The organism is Aquimarina atlantica, assembly GCF_000626715.1.
GTDB classification, from domain to species: domain Bacteria; phylum Bacteroidota; class Bacteroidia; order Flavobacteriales; family Flavobacteriaceae; genus Aquimarina; species Aquimarina atlantica.
Map to the genome: position 1 here is coordinate 856107 of NZ_AQRA01000001.1, position 21427 is coordinate 877533.

General features: G+C 33.1%; 21 protein-coding genes. 9 read left to right on the forward strand and 12 right to left on the reverse strand.

The window, feature by feature from the left end; genetic code table 11:
* Positions 1-112: 112 nt before the first annotated feature.
* Positions 113-433: a YegP family protein gene (locus tag ATO12_RS03820; RefSeq protein WP_025668015.1), complete on the forward strand. Its 321-nt coding sequence runs from the start codon at positions 113-115 to the stop codon at positions 431-433.
* A gap of 31 nt (positions 434-464) precedes the next feature.
* Here ATO12_RS03820 and ATO12_RS03825 read toward each other — a convergent pair whose 3' ends face one another.
* Positions 465-1508 (reverse strand): threonine aldolase family protein, encoded by a 1044-nt coding sequence (locus ATO12_RS03825; RefSeq protein ID WP_034238789.1) that lies wholly within the window; start codon positions 1506-1508, stop codon positions 465-467.
* 117 nt (positions 1509-1625) lie between these two features.
* On the opposite strand from ATO12_RS03825, the gene ATO12_RS03830 reads away from it, so the two are divergent.
* Positions 1626-3359, forward strand: coding sequence for a helix-turn-helix domain-containing protein (locus tag ATO12_RS03830; protein WP_165583325.1), 1734 nt, complete (start codon positions 1626-1628; stop codon positions 3357-3359).
* 125 nt (positions 3360-3484) lie between these two features.
* On the forward strand, positions 3485-3679 hold the full coding sequence (locus tag ATO12_RS03835) for a hypothetical protein (protein ID WP_034238792.1): 195 nt from the start codon (positions 3485-3487) through the stop codon (positions 3677-3679).
* A 70-nt stretch (positions 3680-3749) separates the two neighbouring features.
* Here the strand turns inward: ATO12_RS03835 and ATO12_RS03840 are convergent, their stop codons facing one another.
* The 9 genes from ATO12_RS03840 to ATO12_RS03865 all read right to left on the reverse strand — a co-directional run bounded on the left by ATO12_RS03840 (position 3750) and on the right by ATO12_RS03865 (position 12608).
* Positions 3750-5879, reverse strand: coding sequence for a peptidase domain-containing ABC transporter (locus tag ATO12_RS03840; RefSeq protein WP_051575594.1), 2130 nt, complete (start codon positions 5877-5879; stop codon positions 3750-3752).
* 3 nt (positions 5880-5882) lie between these two features.
* The gene (locus tag ATO12_RS03845) at positions 5883-7130 is read right to left on the reverse strand and encodes an HlyD family secretion protein (protein WP_034238800.1); all 1248 of its coding nucleotides are present in this window, start codon (positions 7128-7130) and stop codon (positions 5883-5885) included.
* A gap of 13 nt (positions 7131-7143) precedes the next feature.
* Entirely contained in the window at positions 7144-7329 is a 186-nt protein-coding gene (locus ATO12_RS25645) for a TIGR04149 family rSAM-modified RiPP (protein ID WP_117589997.1), read from the reverse strand.
* Positions 7330-7427: 98 nt separating this feature from the next.
* Positions 7428-7589 carry a Blp family class II bacteriocin gene (locus ATO12_RS25280; RefSeq protein WP_081801956.1) on the reverse strand — a complete coding sequence of 54 codons (162 nt, stop codon included), beginning with the start codon at positions 7587-7589 and terminating at the stop codon, positions 7428-7430.
* Positions 7590-7621: 32 nt separating this feature from the next.
* Entirely contained in the window at positions 7622-7840 is a 219-nt protein-coding gene (locus tag ATO12_RS03850) for a hypothetical protein (RefSeq protein ID WP_034238803.1), read from the reverse strand.
* Between the two features lie 53 nt (positions 7841-7893).
* Positions 7894-8070, reverse strand: coding sequence for a hypothetical protein (locus tag ATO12_RS25885; RefSeq protein WP_165583326.1), 177 nt, complete (start codon positions 8068-8070; stop codon positions 7894-7896).
* Positions 8071-8408: 338 nt separating this feature from the next.
* The gene (locus ATO12_RS03855) at positions 8409-8618 is read right to left on the reverse strand and encodes a hypothetical protein (protein ID WP_034238805.1); all 210 of its coding nucleotides are present in this window, start codon (positions 8616-8618) and stop codon (positions 8409-8411) included.
* A 224-nt stretch (positions 8619-8842) separates the two neighbouring features.
* The gene (locus ATO12_RS03860) at positions 8843-10060 is read right to left on the reverse strand and encodes a lanthionine synthetase C family protein (RefSeq protein ID WP_034238814.1); all 1218 of its coding nucleotides are present in this window, start codon (positions 10058-10060) and stop codon (positions 8843-8845) included.
* Between the two features lie 136 nt (positions 10061-10196).
* Entirely contained in the window at positions 10197-12608 is a 2412-nt protein-coding gene (locus ATO12_RS03865; protein ID WP_034238815.1) for a zinc-dependent metalloprotease, read from the reverse strand.
* Between the two features lie 104 nt (positions 12609-12712).
* Between ATO12_RS03865 and prfB the strand changes: the two genes are divergently transcribed.
* The 3 genes from prfB (at position 12713) to ATO12_RS03880 (ending at position 16804) form a co-directional block, all read left to right on the forward strand.
* Positions 12713-13811 (forward strand): peptide chain release factor 2 gene (gene prfB / locus ATO12_RS03870; RefSeq protein WP_117589998.1). Its coding sequence is split into 2 segments (ribosomal slippage): positions 12713-12775 and positions 12777-13811, totalling 1098 coding nucleotides; the frame shifts between segments, so codons are not numbered across the junction.
* A 15-nt stretch (positions 13812-13826) separates the two neighbouring features.
* Positions 13827-14168 carry an arsenate reductase (glutaredoxin) gene (gene arsC, locus ATO12_RS03875; RefSeq protein WP_034238820.1) on the forward strand — a complete coding sequence of 114 codons (342 nt, stop codon included), beginning with the start codon at positions 13827-13829 and terminating at the stop codon, positions 14166-14168.
* Between the two features lie 191 nt (positions 14169-14359).
* Complete coding sequence (locus ATO12_RS03880; RefSeq protein WP_034238823.1) at positions 14360-16804, forward strand: TonB-dependent receptor domain-containing protein; 2445 nt, start codon at positions 14360-14362, stop codon at positions 16802-16804.
* 72 nt (positions 16805-16876) lie between these two features.
* On the opposite strand, the gene ATO12_RS25890 is transcribed toward ATO12_RS03880, so the two are convergent.
* Entirely contained in the window at positions 16877-17053 is a 177-nt protein-coding gene (locus ATO12_RS25890; RefSeq protein WP_165583327.1) for a hypothetical protein, read from the reverse strand.
* 190 nt (positions 17054-17243) lie between these two features.
* Between ATO12_RS25890 and fumC the strand changes: the two genes are divergently transcribed.
* The 3 genes from fumC (at position 17244) to ATO12_RS03895 (ending at position 19967) form a co-directional block, all read left to right on the forward strand.
* The gene (gene fumC, locus ATO12_RS03885; RefSeq protein ID WP_034238826.1) at positions 17244-18641 is read left to right on the forward strand and encodes a class II fumarate hydratase; all 1398 of its coding nucleotides are present in this window, start codon (positions 17244-17246) and stop codon (positions 18639-18641) included.
* A gap of 136 nt (positions 18642-18777) precedes the next feature.
* The gene (locus ATO12_RS03890; protein ID WP_034238829.1) at positions 18778-19197 is read left to right on the forward strand and encodes a DUF2147 domain-containing protein; all 420 of its coding nucleotides are present in this window, start codon (positions 18778-18780) and stop codon (positions 19195-19197) included.
* A 227-nt stretch (positions 19198-19424) separates the two neighbouring features.
* Positions 19425-19967 carry an SRPBCC family protein gene (locus ATO12_RS03895; RefSeq protein WP_034238831.1) on the forward strand — a complete coding sequence of 181 codons (543 nt, stop codon included), beginning with the start codon at positions 19425-19427 and terminating at the stop codon, positions 19965-19967.
* Positions 19968-20057: 90 nt separating this feature from the next.
* Here the strand turns inward: ATO12_RS03895 and ATO12_RS03900 are convergent, their stop codons facing one another.
* The gene (locus ATO12_RS03900; RefSeq protein ID WP_034238834.1) at positions 20058-21341 is read right to left on the reverse strand and encodes a cystathionine gamma-synthase family protein; all 1284 of its coding nucleotides are present in this window, start codon (positions 21339-21341) and stop codon (positions 20058-20060) included.
* Positions 21342-21427 lie beyond the last annotated feature (86 nt).

Here is a 21427-nt window from a genome sequence, read left to right on the forward strand (position 1 = left end):
TTAAAGGGTGTTGGACTTTAAAAAAATGCAGTTAGCTATTTTAATATTTTTCTTTCTCCTTTTAATTCTATAATTTTAACAAAAGCTAAAAAATTAACTAAAATCTGACAATATGTTTGAACTCAAAAATAAGGAAGGGTCTAGCTATCATTTTACCTTAAAAGCTAAAAACGGACAAGTTATCTTAAGTAGTGAGGTTTACAATAGTAAATCTGCTGCAGAAAACGGAATTGCATCGGTTAAGAAAAATGCATCTGAAGATGGAAGATATGAGCGTAAGACAGCAAAAAATGGTAAATTCTATTTTAACCTAAAAGCAGGTAATGGCCAGGTAATAGGTAGTAGTCAGATGTATGCTTCTGAATCTGGAATGGAAAATGGCATCAATTCGGTTAAAGAAAATGCACCGGGTGCCGATACTAAAGAAATTTAATTTTTTAAGTGTTTATAAATAAAGCTGTTCATTATACATGAGCAGCTTTATTTTTATTCAAAGTAATTGAAGTTAATAGTTCTAAGAAGTACTCATGTTTTTCTTGAGTGTACTCCAAATGTGTTACAAGTCTTAATTTACCTTGCCCCATTCCATAAAAATGAACATTTTTTGATGCCATTTCTGTAATAAATTCTTCTTCATTACCATCTATAACAAATATGACTATATTGGTATCTATAGGTTCGACCTGTTTTACAAAAGGTAACTTTTCTAATACTTCTCCAATTTCTTTGGCTCTTTTATGGTCTTCTGCTAATCGGTCAATATGATGTTCTATAGCATATAATCCAGCAGCTGCCAAATATCCTAATTGGCGCATTCCTCCTCCTAATATTTTTCTGATACGAATGGCATGTTCCATAATATCGCTATTACCAACTAAAACAGATCCTATTGGTGCTCCCAGGCCTTTGCTTAAACAAACAGAGATCGAATCAAAAACTTCTCCATATTGTGTAGTATTTTCATTTTTGGCTACAAGAGCATTCCATAATCGTGCCCCATCCAAATGATATCCAAGATGATGCTGATCACATATATGTTTAATTTTTTTAATTTCTTCAAAATCATAACAGGCTCCGCCTCCTTTATTGGTCGTATTCTCTATACATACCAAACTGGTTAACGGACTATGATAAAAATCTGGTGGATTAATTGCTGCTTCTACCTGTTCTGCTGTAACCATTCCTCTATGGCCATCTAGTAATTTGCATGACACACCACTATTAAAAGAAACTCCTCCTCCTTCATAATTATATACATGAGCATATTTATCAGCTATCAATTGTTCACCTGGTTGTGTGTGCAATTTGATAGCAGCCTGATTGGCCATACTTCCTGAAGGGAAAAACAATGCAGTATCTTTACCAAACATTTGTGCTACTTTTTCTTCTAATGCATTTACTGTAGGGTCTTCTTTATACACATCATCCCCTACCTCTGCACCCATCATAGCAGCAAGCATTTCTGGAGTAGGTTTGGTAATGGTATCACTTCTAAGATCTATTTTCATTTTTTTATAATACTATATGATTTATATTGCAATCTACTCGACCAATAAAAATAATGCTATTTTTGTGAATAGCACCAGCATATTGCTCTAAAATAAATGTTCCTTCAAAAAAATATTATGTATAGGTTTTTTATATATTGTTTTTTACTGCAATTTCTTTTTATCCCAACCTCATTAAAGGCGCAACACTATACAGATTCATTACAGCAAAAAAGTTATAAAGAGTTACAAAATCTTTTTTTAGAAAATCGTAATGTAGATTCTGTAAACGCAAAAAAGATTTTGAAGGTTTATATAGAAAAAGCAAAGAAAAATTTAGATACTATAAAAATTATTGAAGGATATGAACTTCATTTTTCTTTAACAACGGGTATTAACAAAATAAAGCATCTGGACAGTATTATTACCTACACTAAAAATCATTCATTAAAAGAATATCCTGCAAAAGCATATTTGAAAAAAGCACAATTCTTTTTGTTTGCAAAAAGAAATATTGAAAAAGCTTTAGACAATCTAAATGAATCCCAAAAACTAGCAAAAAAAAGCAATAATATTACATTACAATATAGGATAAGATATTACATGGGTATTGTAAAAAGTGAGCATCTAGATGAAAAAGAAAAGGCAATACATATTTTTAAAGATTGTGCTGAATTTTATAAAAATAATGAGGAATATATATTTAGATATTTATTTGCACTACATGCAATTTCTGAAACGTATATAGGTCTTAAAAAATATGACTCTGCTACATATTATAATCATTTGGGGTATAATAAAACTAAAGAAATCAAGGACTCTTATGGAACAACTATGAAATCTTATTTTGTGCTTTGTGAAGGTATTAATCAATACGAGAAAAAAGAATATTCCGCTGCTATAGATAGTATTTATAGAGCACTCCCTACAATATTAAAACTTCAAGATAATTCAAATACACTTGATAGTTATTTTTATCTTGGCCAATCATATCATAAGCTTAATAGTATAGAAAAAGCAAAACATTATTTTATAAAAACAGATTCTATATTAGAGACATTAAAGTCTACTCCTCAATATAAACATGTTAAAACTTATGAGTACTTAAAGGATTATTACAAACAGATTGATGATTTACAAAATCAAAACAAGTACCTAAACAAACTAAATACTGTTCTTAATAACTATTTAAATGATCAGATTTTTATTAGTAGAAAAGTAAAAGAAGACTATGATATTCCGCTACTCATTGAGGAGCAACAGGCCATCATAAAAAAACTAAATAAAAATAATGATACTTATATTTCGGGATTATTGATTTCGGGAATACTTTTACTAATTTCTGGGGGGCTTATCTTCTATCAGTATCGAAAAAGGCGATTGTACAAAATTAGGTTCGAACAGCTAATTATCGATTCTAAATCAAATACACGTACACCTCACTCAAATCAAGAGATTAAATCTACGAAAAGCCCAGATTTAAAAGTTCCTGAAAAACATGTAACTTATATACTGAGTAAGCTGGCTGAGTTTGAAGAAAACCATGATTTTTTAAATGTTGGAGTAAGTTCTCAATCTCTGGCAGATGATATAGAAACCAATGTTAAATACTTGTCGCGAGTGATAAATCATTATAAAAACAAAAGTTTTACCAGCTATCTAAATGAGTTACGGATCACCTATGCTGTAAAAGAATTACAGGAGAATGTTATGCTACAAAAGTTCACCATAAAAGCTATCGCTAGTGAATTTGGATATAACAGTGCCGAGACTTTTTCTAACGCCTTTTATAAACAGGTAAAGATAAAACCTTCTTATTTTATTAAAGAACTAAGAAAAGTGAAAAGTGATAAAAAAACCCTATCTATTTAGGGCTATCAACGCTTGTAAAAAACACGAAATTCCAGAATTCCGTGTAATGTAAATAATTTTTCCATTCAAAAACAATGGTTTTTACATACATTACCAACTCACAAAATAACAGAAACATAAACGTCATGAAAAAAAAATCACTCAACACAAAAAAACTTACTATAGAAAAATTTAAAATCTCTAAACTTAATAGTTTAAATACAATCTCTGGGGGTTATGGAACTGCAAGTGCAGCTATTAATGGTAGATGTCCAAGTGAAGAAAGTTGTAGACAAAGTTGTAAAACTAGTCAAATAAATTATACCATTGCCAGGTTTTAACCCCCCCTATACAATTTCATATAATACCATATCTAGATCGGATATGGTATTCTTTTTTACAACCATACCATCAAACTGCTACAGCAACATCTGGTATTTGTACTTCTAGTAATTGGCCATTTTGTAATGCAACTACTCGATCTGCCATTGCAATGGTGTCGGGTCTATGCGCAATAACTATTCTTGTGATATTCAATTTCTTTACTGTCGTATTCACTACAGACTCTAACCCTACATCAAGATGTGAGGTAGCTTCATCGAGGAACAATATTTTAGGTTTTTTGTATAAAGCTCTTGCAAGTAGCAATCTTTGTTTTTGCCCACCAGACAAGCTACTTCCCATATCCCCAATTAGAGTATGATATCCCATTGGCATTGCCATAATATCTTGGTGTATAGCCGCCATCTGCGCGCATTGTTCTATCCATTCCTGATCAAAATCGGGATCAAAAAAGCAAATATTGTCTGCAATGCTACCCGATAACAACTGGTCATTTTGCATTACCGTACCTATTAAATTTCTATATGTTCGTAGCCCTACTTTTCGTATATCATATCCATCAACAAAAATAGTTCCTGTCTCTGGTTTTAGTAATCCCAACATTACTTTCATTAACGTTGTTTTTCCGCATCCAGATGCTCCCACTACTGCTATAGAACTCCCCTCTTCTATTTTGAAATTAAGATTCTTAAATAAATACGGTTCATTATCAGAATATCTAAAACTAATATTCTCCAAATCCAACTCTCCTTTTACCTGTGACAACTGCCTTTTGCTATCGATATCTTCTTCTTGTCCTGTAAGAATGATATCGCCAAGGCGTTCCATATGAAGGGAAAGCATTTTAAATTGTATAAATTTATTAACCAAAGCAGAAGCTTTTTCTGTAAACTGACTTTTATAAGACATGAAAGCATATAACATCCCAATAGTCATTAAACTATCCATTACGAGTGAGGCTGCCAGGTAAATCACAATTATATTTTCGAGTCCAAATAAAAATCCATTGATAAAGTTATAACCGATATCCAGTTTACCAATTCGTATACCGGTATTCATGGCATCGGCATAATAATTATGCCATACGGTTTGTCGTTGACTTTCGTTACCAAATAGTTTAACACTCTGGATGCCTCTAACGGTTTCCATAAAATTAGAATTCTGTTTGGCATCTGCTACAATGGCTTCTTCTTTTAATTGTCGGTACGGGCGATACAATGCTAATCGTACTATAATATATAATACTACAGCAGCCAGAACAATAAAAGCAAGTGTTGTGCTATAAATAAACATCATAACCAGAAGTCCTATTGCCATTATACCATCTACAACAGTCTCAATAAGGCCAGTAGTTAACAGTTGTTTTACATCTTCCAGCGACCCAAATCGGGAAATGATATCGCCAATATGTCTTTTTTCAAAATAATCCATTGGCAATTTTAGCAAATGCCGTAACAGGTTTGCTGCCATTTGGATATTGAGTTGTGTTCCCATATACAAAATAACGACTCCGCGTAATGCAGTTACTGCCAAATTCACCAGTTTCATAAGGCCAAAACCTAATGCCAGTATCAACAACAAATCCAGGTCTCTGCTAATAATAACATCATCAACCACTAATTGCATATAAAATGGTGTTGCTATAGCAAATATCTGTAGTAATAATGATAATACCAGAATTTGTGTCAATACTCTCTTTAAGCCCGTAATTCTACTCCAAAAATCAGATAGTTTTGCTCTTTTCGAAATTTTTTCTGGTTTAAAATCTGGTGTAGGTGTTAGTTCTAACGCTACTCCTGTAAAATGCTTTGAAACTTCTGATAGTCTCATTACCCTTTTTCCAACGGCCGGATCATGAATGGTAACCTTATTTCCCTTTACTGATGTAAGTACAACAAAATGATTTAAATTCCAATGTAAAATACATGGAGTTTTTAGTTGTGAAAGCTCTTCTAATTCAAGGCGTAACGGTCGGGAACTAAACTGAAGATTGTCTGCCAATTTTATAAGCCCTTGTAGTGTAGCTCCTTTTGCAGATATAGAATATTTACGTCGCAAAGCATTTAGGTCTAGTTTATGCCCATAATAATTAGCAACCATAGCTATAGAAGCTAACCCGCACTCTGCTACCTCTGTTTGTATGATAACGGGGACTCTTTTTCCCCAACCGTAATGAAGTAAATGAATTGGATTTTGCATATACTATAATTTTCCTTTTAGACTATAAATAGGTTCTAACAGCCATTGCCCCAGGCTGCGCTCTTCTAAGATAATATCTGCTGCCACAGACATTCCTGATTGTAATGGCATCTTTTTACCATATGCATTAATAGTTTGTACATCCAGAGCAACTTTTATACGATATACCGGTTCTTGCATAGGAATAGGTATAGCAACCTCATTTGGACTAATAACTGCTTCTGCTATTTGCACAATTTTGCCCCGGTACAATCCATATCGTTGATACGGAAAAGCATCATACCGTAGCAATACCCGTTGGTTCTTCTTTACAAAACCAATAGCTCTCGAAGGCAAAAACAACTCGGCATACAAGGTTGTATTTTCTGGTATGATGGTTAGTATGGGTACAGCAGAAGATACGTTTTGCCCAATATTAACCTGGGTTGAAGTAATACGACCGTTTACGGGGGCTTTAATCATATAAGAATGGCTGTTTTTTAATTCTATAAGACGTTCTTCTATTTGTGCCAGTTGGTTTTGCAATTCTTTTAATCGGGTACTTTTACGTAAAGGAGATTGTTCCTGCTGCTTTCGTATATTGGCTATTTCTGTTTTCTTATTGATTTGTAATCTTTTGGTAGCATTAAAAGATGCCTTAGCACTAAAGTATATACTTCTTTTACTGCTAAGGTCATCTTCAGAAACTAGCCCTTTTACTCTTAATTGTTTATAGGTATTCCATTGATTTTTTGCCAGTTGTACTTGTTCTTTCTGGCTTTGTAATTGCTGATTGATTTGGTAATATTCATTCTTATGATTTATAAGAATCGTAGATAATCGACTACCTTCGCTATCCAGCACTTGTGTTTCATCAATAATTCGTTGTTCGAGGTTTATTTTTTGCTGTTCTAGTCGAGTGATTAATTGCTGATTGATACTAATACTATCTTTTGTACCTCGTTCTGTAGTAACTTCGAGTAGGTTTTGGCCTTTTCTAATTTTTTGACCATCTGTACTATGTTTTTTATCGATAACTCCGTTAAATGGAGCATACACTCGCACTAAACCTTTATCAGGTACCAAATACCCGGTTACCATCTCACGACGAGCAAAGGTGCCAAATGCTAAAAAAAGCCCCACCATTGTTACTACAAAAACCAGTATACCTGTAAATATCCAAAATGATATGGGTCGTATCAATAAAACATCTCCCAACAAACGTTGGGTGTTATTTTTTATGGCTTCTTTACGAAATAGCGGGGAACTCATCAGCTTTATTTATTTAGTGAATTCTTTGTGTAAAATTTTCACATTCAAAATTATTAGACTGCCTTGTTGGAGTTGTAGGAAAACTAATATGACAGGTCGGAGTACAAGAATCTACTACTCCTCCTTTTATTGTATTCATTTCAAGGTTTGATATGGTGCACTTACTAAGGCTCAGTTTTTTAATTTTATTGTTTTTCATTATATTATTAATTTTATGGTATTAACTTTTTTTTAAAATTGGTTTAATAAAAATTACATACAGGCCCAATTATAAAGGCCTGTATGATATTTAGAGTATTAGTCTTCAGACATACTACCTACAACCGCACCAATAATAGCACCTACTACAGCGCCTATTGGTCCTCCTATAGCATTACCGATGCCAGCACCTGTTACCGCTCCACTTACCGCATCACCACCATTAACTTCTTGTATTTCTTCAAATTTTAGATCTCTCATGTTTATGATTTTTTAATTATTATAATACTCGTTTATGATGGGTCTTTTTTTGAAGTAACAGCCGCTCCTGTAAACCCAGTACATGCTGCTAAACCTAAACTCCATGCAGCTACTGCACCTAATCCTCCTGTTCCTGCTATTAATGCAGCCCCACCAATAATTGCTACTGCGCAACTTGCTCCCGCAGCTTCACTGGCTGTAACAGGTCCACCACTAACTTCTTTTACTTCGGCAAATTTTAAATCTCTCATTTTGTAAATTTTTAATTATTAAATATGTTTTGTGTATTGTATAGGTCAAAAAATTATTCTACAATAACTTTACCTACTTTATATACAGTACAAGCTGCTGCAGCCCCTTGCATTCCAGGCACAAACCACCCTGCAATTGAAACAACGGCACATGCCCCATCTACAAATTCTCCAACGTTAAACTCTCCTCCATTAACTTCTTCTACTTCTTCAAATTTTAAATCTCTCATTTTTGTATTTTTAAATTGTTAAACATTAATTCTATCAAAGCGCTTTGACGCTAGCAAACATAGAGGAGCAAGAAGGTTTTTTGCAACAGGTTATATTGGGTATTCCAGAATTTCGAGCGTTTTTCCAGAATTTCGATTTTGTTTTTACAGAAAAAAATGATTGAAAGTATTTCAAATACTATTTATCAAAAAAAAGAAAGTGTTTTGTTCTCTAAATAGTAGTAACAAAAAATCGTCTGAAATATAGTTTCAGACGATTCATCTCAACTTTCGAAAAACTGTGTGTTTACAAATCAGCTAAAAATGTATTAGTAAAGAATTTCGATAAGTATTGTTATTTATTTTTGAATATTAACACACACCTGGCAACTCATAGGTGTTTGTGAATATTGACATGCCAATCCTTGCGTACCATTTCCGCAACCAAATGGATCTGCCGTTGGTAAACCAGGTCCCGTTACAGGATAAGGCCAGTTTATTCCACCTTTAATGCTGTCTAATTGTGCAACATTCATTTTCTTAAGGCTCAATTTCTTTTTATTTTTCATGATATTTAATTTTAAGTTATACAAATATCAAAGCGCTTTGATAGAAACAAACATAGCTTGCTCTATAAGCGTAATGCAAATAGTAGTATTGAGTATTCTGGAAAAACGAACGATTTTCCAGAATTTCGACTTTGTTTTTAGATTAAATAACAGAAAACGGTACCATGAGGCAGTTAAAACAACCTTAGAAAATTGTAATTTTTGAAATTATGAAAGAAAAAGAATTAGCTAATTAAAAGACATTCGTCCCATTTGGTTTCAAAAGGAGCTAAATAGGATATTATAGATAATCCGATACCAGCAACACCTTCAAGCAAACTTACTTCTGTTTTCCATTTTTCTTCGTCTGCTCCCCGCCATACCATATATCCCGCGTATCCTTGTTCATGTATCGCCATGCTAAGTGCTTTCTGAGCCCAAAAATCAGAAGCTTCCTTAAATGCTATATCGTTTGTTTTCCTAAATAAATAATTATAAATATGAAGCACCCCATAAGCCCCATGGCATAATCCAGCATCCTGAATTCCTGCTTCTTCAATATCTTTTCGTTGCGTAGAATATTTTAAAATTGCTATTGCTTCATCGCTAATCTGGGTATCTCCTAATACCATACCTGCTCTAAATATCGATATGCCTATCCCTAGATCTCCATAGCACCACGCTAACCTCGAATTATTATCCTCTACATTCTCTTCAATAATCCAATTAGGAAATGTAGCAGTTAGTGTTTTGTCTTTATTTTTGCAATGTAATATATAGCGCACCGACTGTTGTAACATCTCTCTAACATCATCATAAAATTCTTTATGTTCGGCTATTCGGGATAGGAAATTAACCATACTTGATATCCCGTGAGATAAGCTTAAATTACAACCTTTAATTCCTTCTTCTTGCTTTAGAACAGACTCCCACCATATTCCGTGATCATTCTTTTTTGATGATTTTTTTAGTGCTGCAATCAACTCATCGAGGTAGTTCTTATAGTGTTTTTTTGCCTCCTCTGAAGTCAGATTTTGATAACGTTTTAAAAAATAATATCCATATCCCATTGCACCATGCAGAAAATCATAATTCTCTGTTTTTATATCAGCTCTCATTGCTTCTAACAAATAAGAATCTAAATCAGAAGAAAGGAAGTCATCATCTAACTCTACAAATTCTTCTTCTTTAAGAATTTCGAGTACCCAACAAGCTCCTGCAATTCCTGTACAAAAAGTAGGAAAACCAAATCCATTATTGATAAGTTCTACAGCTCTTGTAATTGTTTCTGCTCCTTTATCTGCATGAATATCTTCATTTAAAAATTTTGAATAATAAAACTGAAATAAAGCAACTCCAGAAACTCCCGACAAAACCCCTACTTCCTGATTGTTCTTTGCTTTAGCATCTAAAACTTTACTTATTTCTTTTAATTTATTCCTTAGTTGAATTTCAATAGTCATGTAGTGCTTAGTATTTCGAATTTGTAAAGTGGTAAAGATAAAAAGTAAAATAGTAGAGCTTCAAACAATATCAGTCTAAATTCTAGAATTTAGACTGATGCCTATTTTATAGTACACAAAATGATAAGGTATTTATTTAAAAACCACAACTAAAACTACCAATAGGAGATCCATCTGGTATTTTGGGAGATGGTAATACTTTAAAATCTTCTGGCTTTTCTATAAATTTATTAATTTGATTGAGATAATATTCATTATACATTTTATCCGTCACATCTCCGGTCTTGTTTTTAAGAAGAGGAATTAAACTTTTAATTTTTGCATATGCAATAGCGTTAACCTGTGAATACGTTTGTGTATTTTTACTTAGGTTCATTAAATGTTTTAAAATATTAGTTTTTACCATATGTTGAATTTCTTTATGGTAATTATTTTTAGCTTTGGTCTCAAAAGAGAATTTTAATAATTCATCTAGAGTTTCTACTAATCCTAATTGGTTTTGATCTAAACTTTTTTGCTGTACCAGACGAGATGCTCTTTCGGGATGCAATAACAAAGAAAGACTCATATCACTTGCTGTAGAAGCTGCACTTAGAGCATCAAAACCAACTCCTGTTTTTCCTTTAAAAGATTCTCTGGTTCTACCATATCCAAAAGCTCTTGGTGGAAATAATTTTAATTTATCTTCTGGAATAGCTAAAATTTCAGGAGATAATGTCTTTAACACTGCTTCAAGTGCTTCTTTTTGTTTTTTTGAATTAACTGTTTCTACAATCGTTTGTTGATCCCCTTTAACCGCATAATTATAATTTAGTCCTCCGATAAGTTTCACGGTGGCTTCAGTTTGGTATCTGTGAAAGAAATAGAGAGGTACAAAAACATCTTCTAAAACAGAATATGGTTCGTTAGTTCTTATGTTATCTGAAGAAAAATTACGTATCGCAACCTCTCTAATTTTCAGCATATTATTTAGCTCTTCGGTAACACTTTTACCATTATCCCATAAATGAGCTAATTCATGCGCTCCTCCTTGCGGTCTGGCATCACTATCTGATATAAAACGAAGCCCCGATTGATAAGCAGTATTCAAAATTTTATTAAGCGCTTCCTTTTCATTAGTATTTTTATCAAATTCTGAATAACTATATGCTACCGTTACCTTATCCCATTCTCCTATATTAATATCATAAGCATTCGACAAATCTATTTTACCATCCTTAAGTGCCACTGTTGGGTGAGGATAATCCATTACCGATGCTCTTCCGTTTGTACTTGCGGTAAAATTATGAGCAAAACCAATAGTATGACCTACTTCATGCGCAGATAATTGGCGAATACGAGCTAGTGCCATTTTCAGCATAGGTTCGTAGTTATCATCTCTAGTTGCAAAAGGTTGATTTAATAATGCCTGAGCTATTAAAAAATCCTGACGTATTCTTAAACTCCCTAAGCTTACATGTCCTTTAAGAATTTCTCCTGTCCTGGGATCTACAACACTTGCACCATAACTCCATCCCCTTGTAGAACGATGCACCCATTGTATTACATTATATCGTAAATCCATAGGGTCTGCATCGGCAGGTAACATCTTAACCTGATACGCATCTTTAAAACCAATTGCTTCGTACGCCTGATTCCACCATCTTGCTCCATCTAACAATGCAGATCGTATAGGTTCTGGAGTACCAGGATCCAAATAATAAACAATAGGTTCTTTTGCCTCACTTATTGCTTGATTTGGATTTTTTTTCTCTAATCGATGTCTAATAATATAGCGTTTCTTTATAGGATCTTGTACAGGTGTTGCATAATCAAGATAGGAAATAGATATAGCTCCACTTCTGGGGTCAAACTCTCTCTTCTTATATCCATCATCCGGTAGTTCTACAAACGAATGATGCTGAATAACAGTTAAGAATTTTGAGTCTGGTGCTACAGATCTAATATTTCGCCCTGTAGGTGAACCTTTATAAGTTATCAAAGCCTCAAATTCTACATTTTTAGGAAAAGCTTTGGTTCTTTCGAGACTCAAACTACTTCTGGTTTTGTCTACACTGTATGCCCCTTCTTTTTGAAATTTTAATCGATTAATGATATTATGAGTATCCTGTAAAAGAAAAGGAGTTAAGTCAATAATATATGTATTAGATTTCTCTTCTTTAATAGGAAACCCAAACAGTACAGATTTTGCAAAAGCCTGTTCGACACTTCTTTTCTCTAGAGTATTGTCTGTTATAGCACGATATCGCTGATTGGGTTGTACCAGTAACAGTTTGTCACCTGCTTTTTGAAACTTTACTACTACGCCGTCACCAATCTGCCCTCTATCTAACCCTATATCATTTGATCCTAATCCTGTAGCTAGAGAATGTACGTATAAAAATTCTGAATCGAGCTTATCAACTTCTAGATAAATTTCGTCCTTTGATTCATTATAATAAAACTTAAAATAGCCATCAAAAGATGCCAAATTTTTCTGTTTTTCTAAAAATTGAGCAGAAATGATATTCCCCGCCAGAAAGAATAAACAAATAAAGCGTAGTTTCATAGACTGATGATTTATGTGATAAAATTTCTAAATCTATAAAATAACACAAAAATTACTTCTTACTGAACTGTTAAATCTTATTTTTGTCAAAAATAAATTAGATTATGATCAATACTGAGACTTTACAAGATCTTAGGGAGCGCCTGGTTGCGTTAAGGAGGTATCTTTGACATTGATGCCAAACTTATAGAAATAGCCAATCAGGAAGAAAAAACATTTGCTCCAGATTTTTGGGATAATGCCCAGGAGGCTGAAAAACTAATGCGTATTCTAAATGCTGAAAAAAAGTGGGTTTCTGAATACGAAAAAGGAGTTACACTGGTTGATGACCTCGAGGTACTTTATGAATTTTATAAAGAAGGGGATGCCACTGAAGCTGAAGTTTCTGAGCGATACGAAGAAACCAAATCATTAATTGAAGATTTGGAATTTAAAAATATGCTTAGTGATGAAGGAGACAGTATGAGTGCTGTACTGCAAATCACGGCAGGTGCAGGAGGTACCGAAAGTTGTGATTGGGCTAGTATGCTTATGCGTATGTACATGATGTGGGCAGAAAAACAAGGTTTTAAAATTAGAGAACTTAATTATCAAGAAGGTGATGTTGCGGGTATAAAAACTGTTACTCTAGAAATTGAAGGAGATTATGCATTTGGATGGTTGAAAGGCGAAAATGGTGTACATCGATTAGTACGTATCTCTCCATTCGATAGTAATGCAAAACGACATACTTCGTTTGCTTCTATTTATGTGTATCCTCTTGCCGACGATAGCATAGAAATAGACATTAATCCCTCTGATTATGAGATTATCACATCACGTTCTAGTGGAGCAGGCGGACAAAATGTAAACAAGGTAGAAACCAAAGTACAGCTTACCCACTTCCCTACCGGAATCCAGATTTCATGTTCAGATACAAGATCACAACAAGAAAATAGATTAAAAGCGTTACAAATGCTTAAATCGCAATTGTTTGAAATTGAACTTAAAAAGCAACAAGCACAACGCGATGAGATCGAAGCCTCAAAAATGAAAATAGAATGGGGGTCTCAAATTCGTAATTATGTCATGCATCCATATAAATTGGTTAAAGATGTAAGAACTGCAGAAGAAACAGGTAATGTAGATGCTGTTATGGATGGAAACATCGATCAATTCTTAAAAGCTTACCTTATGGCAATGGGACAAAAAAATGACGATTAAAAAAATAAAACTAAGATGATCACAATTTATCATAATTCGAGATGTAGTAAATCAAGAGGATGTCTTGCCATACTCGAAGAACAAAAAAAAGACATCACTGTGGTTAATTACCTACAAAATCCACCTTCTGAAAAAGAACTGAAAGAAATACTTAAACTTTTGGATATTTCTCCTATAGATCTGGTAAGAAAAAACGAAGCCATCTGGAAAGAAAATTTTAAAGGTAAAGATTATACCGATTCAGAATTGATCACTATATTATGTAATAATCCAAAGTTAATCGAACGCCCTATTGTCGTTAATGGAGATAAGGCAATAATCGGACGCCCCCCGGAAAAAGTTATTGATATTATATAAGTAATCCGTTTCTTATAATTTTTTTTTGTAAAAGATTAAACCTTTTACATTTCTTCATGTCTAAATGCAAGTAATTGATATGAGGTGATACTACGTATCATCCTATTTTAATTACATCACATTTAACACATCATTAACCGCCTTCTCGTATCTGCTTCGATACTTTTGGCCAGAATTATTCAATTTTAGAAATGAAGAAATTTTTATTCTTACTATTTTCTGCATTAACACTTGCGCTATCGGCTCAAAACCGAAACTTTTCAAAGAAGCCTGTAAACATTACTGGCTTAATCTTGGATCAAGACACTAATAAACCTCTGGAATATGCTACAGTAGCTTTTTTTAGCCCCAGATTACAAAAAATTGTTACTGGTGGTATTACCGATAAAAATGGAAAATTTGCTATCGAAGTAGATGCCGGGGTATATGATGTAAGTATCGAGTTTATTTCGTTTAAAACTAAAAAACTTCCCAGACAAAAGTTATTCAAAAACACAAATTTGGGTACAATTACTCTTGGATTAGATACCGAAACACTAGACGATGTTGTGGTCATAGCAGAAAAAACTACTGTAGAAATCAAATTAGATAAAAAGATTTATAATGTAGGCAAAGATCTAACAGTAAGTGGTGGTACAGTAAGCGATGTATTAGATAATGTACCTTCTGTTTCTGTAGATGTCGAAGGAAATGTTGCGCTTCGTGGTAATGATAATGTAAGAATTCTTATTAACGGAAAACCATCGGGTTTGGTTGGTCTAAATAGTACCGATGCATTAAGACAATTGCCTGCAGAATCTATAGAAAGAGTTGAAGTAATCACCTCTCCTTCTGCCCGTTATGACGCAGAAGGAACCGCAGGGATTTTGAATATCATTCTAAGACGAAGTAAGCTACAAGGTATGAACGGAGCCATTACAGTTAATGGTGGCTACCCACTATCTGCAGGTATTTCGGGAAATCTAAACTACCGATCTGGAGATTTTAATTTTTTTACAACTTCTGGATATAACTATAGAGAAGTCCCAGGGAATTCATTTTCTCAAACTCAATACCTTTTTAGCGGTCTACCCAACTCATTTTTAAGAGAAGAACGGGATTTCGACAGGATACGTAAAGGATTAAATTCTAACATTGGAGTCGAATGGTATATCAACGAGACTTCATCGGTCACAACATCATTTTTATACAGGTCTAGTGATAAAGAAAGTAATACAACAAATAGAATTACAGAATTAAATTCGAATGGAAGTATTTTAAATCAAAATATTCGCTTTGATCCAGAAATCGAAGATGATATTACGAAACAATATTCTTTTAATTACACTAAAGATTTTAATACCAGTGGTCACAAATTAACTTTCGATTTTCAGATAGAAGATAGTAATGAAGATGAGCGATCAAAAATTACACAAGAAAATATAACTGCTATCGAACTTGTAGAAACATTAGAAGAACAAAATCGTATTCTGTTGCAAGCTGATTATGTATTACCAATTGGCGAAAATACTCAATTTGAATTAGGATATAGGGGTAATTTTAACGATCTGGATACTGATTATCTGGTACAGTTAGAGGATAATGGATCCATAACAACAAATTCTGATTTATCGAATACCTTATTATATACAGAACAAGTAAATGCAGGGTATACACAATTAGGAAGTAAATGGGGTAAACTATCTTATTTATTAGGACTTAGAATGGAAAGTACTCGAATTACTATTGATCAGCAAACTAGTAATGATTTAAACAAAAAGAATTATACCGATATATTTCCTACGATTAATCTGGGATACGAAATCTCTAAAAAACAAAGTTTAACTCTTGGCTATAATCGCAGAATACGTAGGCCTAGATCCAGGTTTATAAATCCATTCCCTTCTAGGTCCAGTGCTACTAATTTGTTTCAGGGAAATCCAGATCTTGATCCAAGTTATTCTAATGCATTTGATTTAGGGTATTTAAATAGAATGGGAAAACTTACTTTAAATACATCTATATATTATAATCACGCTACGCAGATATTCACTTTTATTGCTGAAGACACAGGTGATACAACCATCATCGGAGCAGATGAAAATAACCTTGGTACAGAGGTTCCTGTTATTAGAAGAACACCTATAAATCTAACTAGTTCTGATCGATATGGTTTTGAGTTTACTCTTACTTACAACCCAAGTAGAAAATGGAGAGTGAATGGTAACTTTAACGCATTTCAGAATAGTGTTAGAGGAGAAAATAATGGAGAAAATCTCGATGCAGATAATTTTAGTTGGTTTGCCAGGCTAAATAATAAAGTTACACTACCTGCAAAAATAGACTGGCAGACCAGTATGTTTTATAGAGGGCCAAGTGAAAATGCACAAACAAAAAGTGATGGTATTTTTAGTATGAACTTTGCATTTAGCAAAGATCTTTTTAAAGAAAAGGCTTCGATAACTTTTAATGTTAGTGATGTATTTAACTCTCGAAAACGAATAAGTACCTCTACCACTACTACGTTTATATCGGATAATGAATTTCAATGGAGAGAACGTAGCTTTAATCTATCATTTACCTATAGATTTAATCAAAAAAAGAAAAGACAACGCCCTCAAAGAGGTATTAATGGTGATGAAGAGTTTGAAGGATAACACTTACAGCATGATTAAACAAAAAAAGGAAGTCATTTTGACTTCCTTTTCTATATATAATGTTATAAACAATTATGCTTCTTCTTTCGCTTTGCGTTTAGCTTCTCTTCTCAATTTGAAGTTCTCTACATTAGCTCCTATAATCCAATAAGGAATAACAAAAGTCAACAAAAAGATCATTAACCAAAATCCAATGGTAAGGATAGTTAAGAACGCTAAAAAACCAAGGTACTGATCGAATTCAAACATAATAATATTCTAATTTTCAAATTTTGTCAAAGATAATAACTCTTACTTATATGTCATAGCAGAAATATGATTTATTTTTAAATCTCTTATGATCTCAATTTATCTACTAAAAAGTAGCTACTTTATTCAAAAATAGTGAGGCAAATGCTTAAATTTGCACTCTTAAAAAAAACAAATCATCTTACCACAAATGGAATATAGAATAGAGAAGGATACGATGGGCGAGGTAAAAGTACCTGCTGATAAGCTTTGGGGAGCACAAACTGAGCGTTCCAGAAATAATTTTAAAATTGGTGCATCAGCATCTATGCCATTAGAAATTGTATATGGTTTTGCTTACTTAAAAAAAGCTGCAGCATATACAAATTGCGAATTAGGCGTATTACCGATAGAGAAAAGAGATCTTATTTCTCAAGTATGTGATGAAATACTAGAAGGAAAACATGATAACCAATTTCCCTTGGTGATCTGGCAAACCGGTTCTGGTACGCAAAGTAATATGAATGTAAATGAAGTTATTGCCAATAGAGCACATCAATTAGCTGGCAAAACAATTGGTGAAGGAGATAAAACATTACAACCAAATGATGATGTTAATAAATCTCAATCATCAAACGATACTTTTCCTACAGGAATGCACATTGCAGCCTATAAAAAAATAGTAGAAGTAACTATTCCGGGGGTAATTCAATTAAGAGATACCCTAAAGAAAAAGTCTGAAGAGTTTAAAAATGTAGTGAAAATTGGTCGTACCCACTTTATGGATGCTACACCACTTACGATAGGGCAAGAATTATCAGGATATGTTTCTCAATTGGATCACGGAATTAAGGCTTTAGAAAACACCTTACCTCATATGGCAGAATTAGCATTAGGAGGAACTGCTGTAGGAACTGGATTAAATACCCCAAAAGGGTATGCTAAACGCGTTTCAGAATTTATTGCACAATTTACCAGTTTACCATTTATCACAGCAGAGAATAAATTTGAAGCATTGGCTGCGCATGATGCTTTTGTAGAAAGTCACGGTGCTTTAAAACAATTAGCAGTTTCATTAAATAAAATAGGAAATGATATTCGTATGCTTGCTTCTGGACCAAGAAGTGGAATTGGTGAACTAATTATTCCTGCCAATGAACCAGGAAGTTCTATTATGCCAGGTAAAGTAAACCCTACGCAATGTGAAGCATTAACTATGGTATGTGCACAAGTTATGGGTAATGATGTAGCTATTAATGTTGGAGGAATGCAAGGGCATTTTGAATTGAATGTATTTAAACCTGTTATGGCTTCGAACTTACTTCAAAGTGCTCAACTCATTGGGGATGCCTGTATTTCTTTTGATGAGCATTGTGCTCAGGGAATCGAACCTAACCAAAAAAGAATTACTGAATTATTGAATAATTCATTAATGTTAGTTACAGCTTTAAATACCAAAATCGGATATTATAAAGCTGCCGAAATTGCTAATACTGCTCACCAAAATGGTACAACTCTAAAACACGAAGCCGTAGCTTTAGGATATGTAACCGAACAAGAATTTGACGAGTGGGTAAAACCAGAAGATATGGTAGGTAGTTTGAAATAACAATTCTATACTTTAAAACAAGAAGGCCTTACAATATGTTGTAAAACAGAGAGTAAGGCTTTTTTTTTGCATTACAACATAAATCATTTTAGTTTTTTTTAAGGATAAATCTAATTTAATTGCTAAGTTTACATTAATGAAATTTATCATATTCTTAGCATTATCCCTTCTTTTTCTATCATCTTCTGTAAGTCCCGATACCTATGTTGGAAAGTGGAAAATTAAAGGAGGATCGATTATCGAAATCTATAGAGATGGGGATTATTTTTTTGGAAAAATTGATAAACGAGCAGAACGCCCATTATCTAATCTTAATGGCTTGGATAATAAAAATCCTCAAAAAGAACTTCAAGGGCGTCCTTTACTTGGAATGAATATTTTAGAGAATTTAAAATATAAAGACGGAGTATTATCTGGTGGAACTATTTATAATGCAGATAGCGGTAAAAGCTATATTGTAAAAGTTTGGATTAATAGTGACAATACTGATCTTTGTTTTATAAGGGCGTATAAAAGTTTTCTGTTTAAAACTTTTGAAGCCAGAAGAGTTAAATAATAAGTATAAATACAATATTTTTATTAGTGTACCTCCCTTATATCTCTTAAAAATTCTAATTTGGATAAACTCATAGGATCCTACAGATTTTTAAAAATATACATATTCATAAAAAACTTTTAAATTTGTATACCTCCCCTTTTCTGAAGTAATAAATTATGAACCTGGCCTTTGTTGTTAAATGTATTATATTTTGAATCTAACTTTAATTATAAATAAACAACAATATGAAAATTTTAAAAAAAATAGGAATTGTACTTATTGCAATTATCGCCATTATCCTAATAGCGGCAGTCTTTGTTTCTAAAGAAGTAGTTTATGAAAAATCTGTTAGTATCGACGCTCCTATAGAGGTCGTATGGGAAAATGTAAACAGTCTTGCCGATTTAGATAAATGGAATCCCTGGAATGATTATGACCCAAATATGAAAAAAGAGTTTACGGGTACTGATGGGACAATTGGAGCAACAACTAGCTGGGATAGTGATGTAAAAGAAGTAGGTAAAGGCAGTCAAACTATTGCTAAAATTGAAAAACCTAGTCTTTTTGAAACTGATCTTAAATTTTATGAACCTTATGAAAGTGAAGCCAAGGGATATATTAAAGTGCAAAACGAAGGCAATACTACAAAAGTAACATGGGGATTTCAGAGTGAAATGCCCTACCCTTTTAACCTTATGAATTTATTTACCGATATGGAAGAAATGATGGGTAAAGATTGGAATAAAGGTTTAACAACACTCAAAAATATTTGCGAAAATAAAGGGTAACATATCGATCTATAATATAATAGAGTATATAATAATAAAAAGCACAGTTAAAAAATTAACTGTGCTTTTTTATAAGTAAAATTCTAATTTTTATAATTTTTCTAGCTCTAATTTAGGGTTGAGTTTTACTTTTTCCAATGCCTGTTCTAAATCCCAGATCAAATCTCCAGAATGCTCTACTCCTATTGATAACCTTACCAATTGATCTGTAATATTCATTTGTTGTCTTTGCTCTTCATCTACACCTGCATGTGTCATTGTTTTAGGGTGTTCTGCCAAGCTTTCTGTTCCCCCTAAACTTACTGCCAGTTTCATTAGTTTAAGGTTGTTAAGGAATATAAATGCTTCTTCTTCTCCTCCTATGATATCAAAAGATACCATTGCTCCTGGCGCAGAGCATTGTTTTCTAAATGTTTTATACCCTTCTGTTTCTTCTTCTAATAATCCCAAATAGTAGACATTTTCAATTTTAGGGTGATTATTTAAATAATCAGCAATGATCTGAGCATTTTTTGTTTGCTGATCCATCCTTACTTTTAAAGTTTCTAAACTCCTAAGCATTAACCATGCTGTATGTGGACTTACCATATTTCCTAGAAAAGTACGAAGAGTTTTTACCCTTAACATTAGTTCTGCATTCCCTAAAACTGCTCCTGCAATAAGATCACTATGCCCCCCTATATATTTTGTAGCAGAGTACAGTACCAAGTCTGCTCCACATTGTAAAGGGTGTTGCCATAATGGTCCCATATACGTATTATCTACAGCAACCAAAGCTTTTCTGTCATTAGTACTAAACTTTTTTGCAATCTGGCTATATTTTTCGATATCAACAATATCATTAGTTGGATTGGCAGGAGTTTCGAGATAAATCATAGCTAATCGATCTGATTTTCCAGAATCTTCGATCATTTTAATCACTTCGTCTGTGCTTTGATTTGGCATTACTCCTATTGTATGTACTCCTATTTTATCCAAAAAATGATGAATAAAATGATCCGTTCCTCCATATAATGGGTTACTGTATACTAACAAATCTCCAGGGTTAAGAAATTCTAACAACACTGTACTTATTGCAGACATTCCACTCTCAAAAACCGCACAATCATCTGCTTTATCCCATAAGCATAGACGGTTTTCCAGGATTTCCAGATTAGGATTATTAATTCTACTATAAATAAGACCAAGTTCTTCTTTTGGAGATTTCTCCCGTAAACCATAAGCCAATTCAAAAAAAGCTTTTCCCTCTTCTGCAGTTTTAAAAACAAAGGTTGATGTTTGAAAAATGGGGCACTTTATGGCTCCTTCTGATAATTCTGGTTTATAACCATGAGTCATCATTAAACTCTCCGGGTTAAAATCGTGTTTCTTCATTTATACTATTTTATTCTTTTTTAATAATAGCACTACTACCAATATAGATTAGTGTATTTACTATTACCTTCTTAAATTGAATTGAT